General features: G+C 61.9%; 3 protein-coding genes. 2 read left to right on the top strand and 1 reads right to left on the bottom strand.

Features of this window, described 5'->3' with window-relative positions:
* A partial coding sequence (gene hisS, locus VFU66_RS12240) for a histidine--tRNA ligase (RefSeq protein ID WP_326446543.1) occupies window positions 1–1,246 on the top strand: 1,246 nt, incomplete at its 5' end.
* A 25-nt stretch (window positions 1,247–1,271) separates the two neighbouring features.
* Window positions 1,272–3,125 carry an aspartate--tRNA ligase gene (gene aspS / locus VFU66_RS12245; protein WP_326446544.1) on the top strand — a complete coding sequence of 618 codons (1,854 nt, stop codon included), beginning with the start codon at window positions 1,272–1,274 and terminating at the stop codon, window positions 3,123–3,125.
* A 123-nt stretch (window positions 3,126–3,248) separates the two neighbouring features.
* Here the strand turns inward: aspS and VFU66_RS12250 are convergent.
* Window positions 3,249–5,105, bottom strand: a 1,857-nt coding sequence (locus VFU66_RS12250; protein WP_524536968.1) for an outer membrane beta-barrel protein, incomplete at its 5' end; no start/stop codon positions are given.

Genomic DNA, 5,105 nt, shown 5'->3' on the forward strand with positions numbered 1-5,105 from the left:
CGAGACCGCGCTCTGGAACCGCATTGAAACGACGGCCCGCGCGGTCTTTGCGCGCTATGGGTTCGGGGAGATTCGCACGCCCATCTTCGAGGTGACGGAGTTGTTTGCGCGCGGCGTGGGCGAGGAGACGGACATCGTCTCGAAGGAGATGTACACGTGGGAGGACCGTGGGCGGGCAGAGAGTGAGAAGGGGCAATCGCTGACCCTGCGCCCGGAGAACACGGCTGGGGTGGTTCGCGCGTACATTGAGCACAAGCTGGGCGAGAGCGGCATGTTGCAGAAGCTCTTTTATATTGGGCCGCAGTTCCGGCGCGAGCGTCCGCAGCGGGGACGCTACAGGCAGTTCTGGCAGATTGGCGCGGAGGTGCTGGGCCCGGCGTGGTCCGGGGCGGATAGCGCGCTGCGCGATGCCGAGGTGCTGGAGATGCTCTCGACGTTTCTGAACGAGCTGGGAGTGAAGGGCTGGCGGCTGGAGATTAACTCGGTCGGCTCACCGACTGATCGTCCTCGCTACGTGGCGGCGTTGCGCGAGGCTCTGGAGCCGGTGAAGGCCGGGATGTGCGAGAACTGCCAGCGGCGCGCGGAGACGAATCCGCTGCGCGTGCTGGACTGCAAAGAGGCGCAGGACCAGGCGACGATTGAGGCGCTGCCGAAGATTGCCGACTTTCTGGATGAGGCTTCGCGCGAGCACTTCGCCGAGGTGAAGGCCGCGCTGGATGCCTGCGGCGTTGCTTATGCCGTGAACCCGCGGCTGGTGCGCGGGCTGGACTACTACACGCGGACGACCTTCGAGTTCACTGTGCCGGACGGCGGCGGCCTGGGCACGCAGAATGCTCTGCTGGGCGGCGGGCGGTATGACGGCCTCTCCGAGATGCTGGGCGGGCCGAAGGCGCCGGGGATTGGCTTTGCGATTGGCGAAGACCGCCTGGTGCTGACGTTGCAGGCTCAGGCGGCAGACGCGGAGCAGACGAAGCTGGATGCGTTTGTCGCGCCCATCGGTGTGGCGCAGAACGCTGCCGCCCTCGCATTGGCGCAGGAACTACGCCGCGCCGGGCTTTCTATCGAAGTTGGCGATGGAGGCTTCCGGCTGAAGAAATCGTTCGAGGCCGCCGACAAACTGGCCCGGCGCATGGTGATTGTGGGCGAGGATGAGGTTTCGTCCGGTATCCTAACAGTTAAAGACTTTAGTGCAGGCGAACAGACGAAGGTCGCTCGGAGCGAGCTGGCCGATGCTTTGCGTCGCTGAAGAAATCTGAAGGTGATTATTCCAGATGCTTGATTTTTTGGGCGGTTTAGAACGCACACAGATGTGCGGCGAGCTTCGCGCTGAACACGATGGCCAGGACGTTGTCCTGATGGGCTGGGTGAACCGGCGGCGCGACCACGGCAACCTGATCTTTCTGGACGTGCGCGACCGCACGGGCGTGACGCAGGTGGTGCTCGACAAGGAAGTGTCGAACGAGGCCCATGCCAAGGCTGAGGCCGCGCGTTCGGAGTACGTCGTCGCCGTGAAGGGCAAGGTGCGGCGGCGTGGGGCGGGGTTGGAGAATCCCAACATGGCGACCGGCGCGATTGAGGTGGTTGCGCGCGAGCTGCTGCTGTTGAACGAGGCGAAGACGCCGCCGTTCTCGCCCGCCGAAGACGCGATTGCGAACGAAGAGGTGCGGCTGAAGTATCGCTATCTCGACCTGCGGCGCACGGAGATGCAGCACAACTTCGCTCTGCGCAGCAAGGTGGCGATGGCGATCCGGAATTATCTGGTCGAGCAGGGGTTTCTGGAGATCGAGACGCCGTTTATGACGCGCTCGACGCCGGAGGGCGCGCGCGATTATCTGGTGCCGAGCCGTGTTCATGCGGGCAGCTTCTACGCACTGCCGCAGTCGCCGCAGATTTTTAAACAGATCCTGATGATCTCGGGCTTCGACAAATATTTTCAGATTGCGCGCTGCTTCCGCGACGAGGACCTGCGCGCGGACCGGCAGCCGGAGTTCACGCAGATTGACCTGGAGATGACGTTTCCGAAGCAGGAGACGATCTTCCGCGTGGTCGAGGGCTTTCTGACGGCGGCGTTCAAGGCGGCGGGGATCACGCTGACCACGCCGTTTGTGCAGATGACGTACGACGACGCGATCAGGAACTACGGCATCGACAAGCCGGATATGCGGCTGCCGGCGATGGTCTCGTTGACGGATGAGCTGACGGCGGAGCTGCGTGAGTCGTTGAAGATTGAGCCTGTGTTGCCGGTGCTCGGGTTTGTGATTCCCGGCGTGGGCGAGTTGAGCGGCACGGCGCGCAAGGCGCTGATGAGCGAGATCCGCGCTGCGTTTGGCGACTCGGGTCTCGATGCACTCGACGTGGCACGGTTGAAGACGAATGCATCCTTTGCGCCGCTGGCGGAGACGATTGAGAAGAAGTTGACCGAAGCTCCCACCTTAGCGCCCAACGGCAGGCGCGAAGATGGGGCACCGCTGTTGGTGGTAATTACACCCAAGCTGGGTACGCCGGCGAAGTGGAACCACGATCCGCAGTGGATTTATAAGCGCGTCGGCGCGCTGCGGCTACAGCTTGGACAGAAGTTTGCCGACAAGCATGGGCGCTTCACCAAGACTGGCACCGAGGCTGACTACAAGTTTGCCTGGGTCACGGATTTTCCCATGTATGAGTGGGACGAGGAGACGAAGACGTGGATTGCGGCGCACCATCCGTTCACCTCGCCGCATGAGGACGACATCCAAACGGGCAAGCTGGTGAATGACAAAGGCGCGGTGCGCGCGCTGGCCTACGATATTGTGCTAAACGGCACGGAGCTTGGCTCCGGGTCGATCCGTATCCACCGGCAGGATGTGCAGGCGGAGATCTTCCGCTCGCTCGGCATGACGGATGAGGAGGCTAAGGAGCGGTTCGGCTTCTTCCTCGATGCGCTTGAGTACGGCACGCCTCCGCATGGCGGCATTGCGCTGGGGCTCGACCGGATTGTGATGATTCTTGCGGGTGCTTCGAGCCTGCGCGAAGTGATCGCGTTCCCGAAGACGGCAAAGGCCATCGACCTGATGGTGGACGCGCCGACGCCAGTGAGCGAGCAGCAGATGAAAGAACTGCACCTGCGGATTACGTCTCGGAGCTAGAAAACTGTAGTGCGTCGCGAGCCGATGCTAAACGCAGATTCTCTTCGGGAATGACAATCAATCGGATGGCAATGAAAAAGCCCCTCGTCCGCATGGTGCGGATGAGGGGCTTTGGTTTTCGGGTTAGAAGTTGAACTTGACCGAGCCCTGGAAGATGCGCGGATCATGCGCTCCGGAGATCTGTCCAAAGGTGGATGAAGTTAAGCCTGCGGTTGGGTTGTTGAAGCTCGGATGGTTCAGCACATTGAAGGCTTCGAGGCGAAGCGTGGCGTTGAGTGATTCGTGGATGGGGAAGATGCGCGAGATCTGCGCATCGAACTGGAAGAACTTCGGCCCGCGGAAGGAGTTTCTGCGGATGTTGCCGTAGGTTCCGTAGCCGGAGCAGGTAAGAGGCGTTGCGCCGGAGGGGCAGACCTGTGCGAACGCTGCTGGATTCAGGAAACCACGGTTAGCCTGCCCTGGGGCGCGCCGCAGGGACTGGCGCAGATATATAGGGACCCCAGCGACGAGGTTCGGGCGGTCCTGTCCTACGTCGGTGAAGGAGTTGTCCTGCCCGGCAGTGACGTTGAAGGGCGCACCACTGGTGATGTGGATGAGCGGAGCGAACTCCCAGTTGTTGACGAGCAGCGATGTGAAACGGTTGAGGTGGAAGTTGCTCCGGGTGATGAGGGAGGTGTTGAAGACATTCCGGTAGTCGGAGCCGCATGGGCCGTAATCGAAACCGGGATTTGAGGGATTCTCGACATTGGTACCTGCATAATCGCCCTGCGCATCGGCCACGTTCAGGCACTTGGACCAGGTGTAGTTGGTCAGCAGGCTGAAGCTGGACGAGAGACGGTGCTGGATGCTGGTGACGAGGCCGTGATAGTTGGCCATGCCGACTGAGTTGACGAGGACTGTGCCGCCGCCGCCGCCCAGATACTGGTTGCCCTGAGTCGGATTGGCAATGGTGAGAGCAAAGCGCGATGTCTGGTTCTTGGTGGTGGAGCAGGGAGTGCCCGCAGCGCCGGGTTTGACCGCTGCAGGTCCCGTGGTGACGATGCCGGCGCATCCAGTGCCGCCCGCTCCCCAGACTCCGGGAATGTAGATGGCCGGGCTAAGGGGAGTACCCATGGGCGCGTGGACGGTATGGCTGCCGATGTACTGAATCTGGAACTGCCATCCTGAGCCAAACTGGCGCTGGATGCTGGCCGTCCACTGCTCGGTGTAGGAGGGATGAAACTGAACCGGCAGCACGATGTATTGCGACTGCGGGAAGAATTCCGCGTTTGCCGGAGAAGGAATGGTCGGCTGCGGAAAGGGGCTGGTGGTGACTGAGCCGGTGGACCATGGGCTGGAGAAGCTGAGTGGGCCGGAGCTCGATGTCTGCAACTGGCTGATGGCCGTAGCGTAGGGTGGGTTCTGCTGGGTACGCTGACCGGTGAAGAAGTTCACCATGTCGTAGGCCAGCTCGAAGCCGCCGCGCACGACGGTCTTGCCGCTGCCGGTGGGGTCGAAAGAGAAACCGATGTTGGGTGAAAACTGCCATGGCGAGTTTTTGGTGAATTGACGGGGAACGCCCTTGTCTCCGTAGTAGAAGGTCCCGGCAGGCGCCTTCGGGTAGACCGAGCTGACCTTATTGGCAAGGAAGGCGGACATATCGAAGATGGTGCCGCGGTTGAAGACATCGGTAGGCAAAAATTCGGGTGCCCAACGCAGGCCGCCGACGAGTGTGAGCCGGGGGGTGGCGTGCCAGGTATCCTGTAGATAGAGGCTGGGGATGGGCGCACGGAGAGCATTCTGCTGTTGCTTGCTCTGCTGGAAGGCGCTCATGGCGCCGCTGAGCAGGTCGAGCAGAGGATCACCGCCAGCACTGCCGCCGTTGGGTCCGGCGAGGCCGTATCGCCCGTCGAAGGTGAAGGTGCCGTTGGACTCGTAGATATTGCCGATGTTGAGCTGGTTCTGGACCCACTGACCGCCGAAGACGATCTGGTGTTTGCC

Origin of the sequence: Edaphobacter sp. (genome assembly GCF_035763405.1) — a bacterium.
GTDB lineage: Bacteria > Acidobacteriota > Terriglobia > Terriglobales > Acidobacteriaceae > Edaphobacter.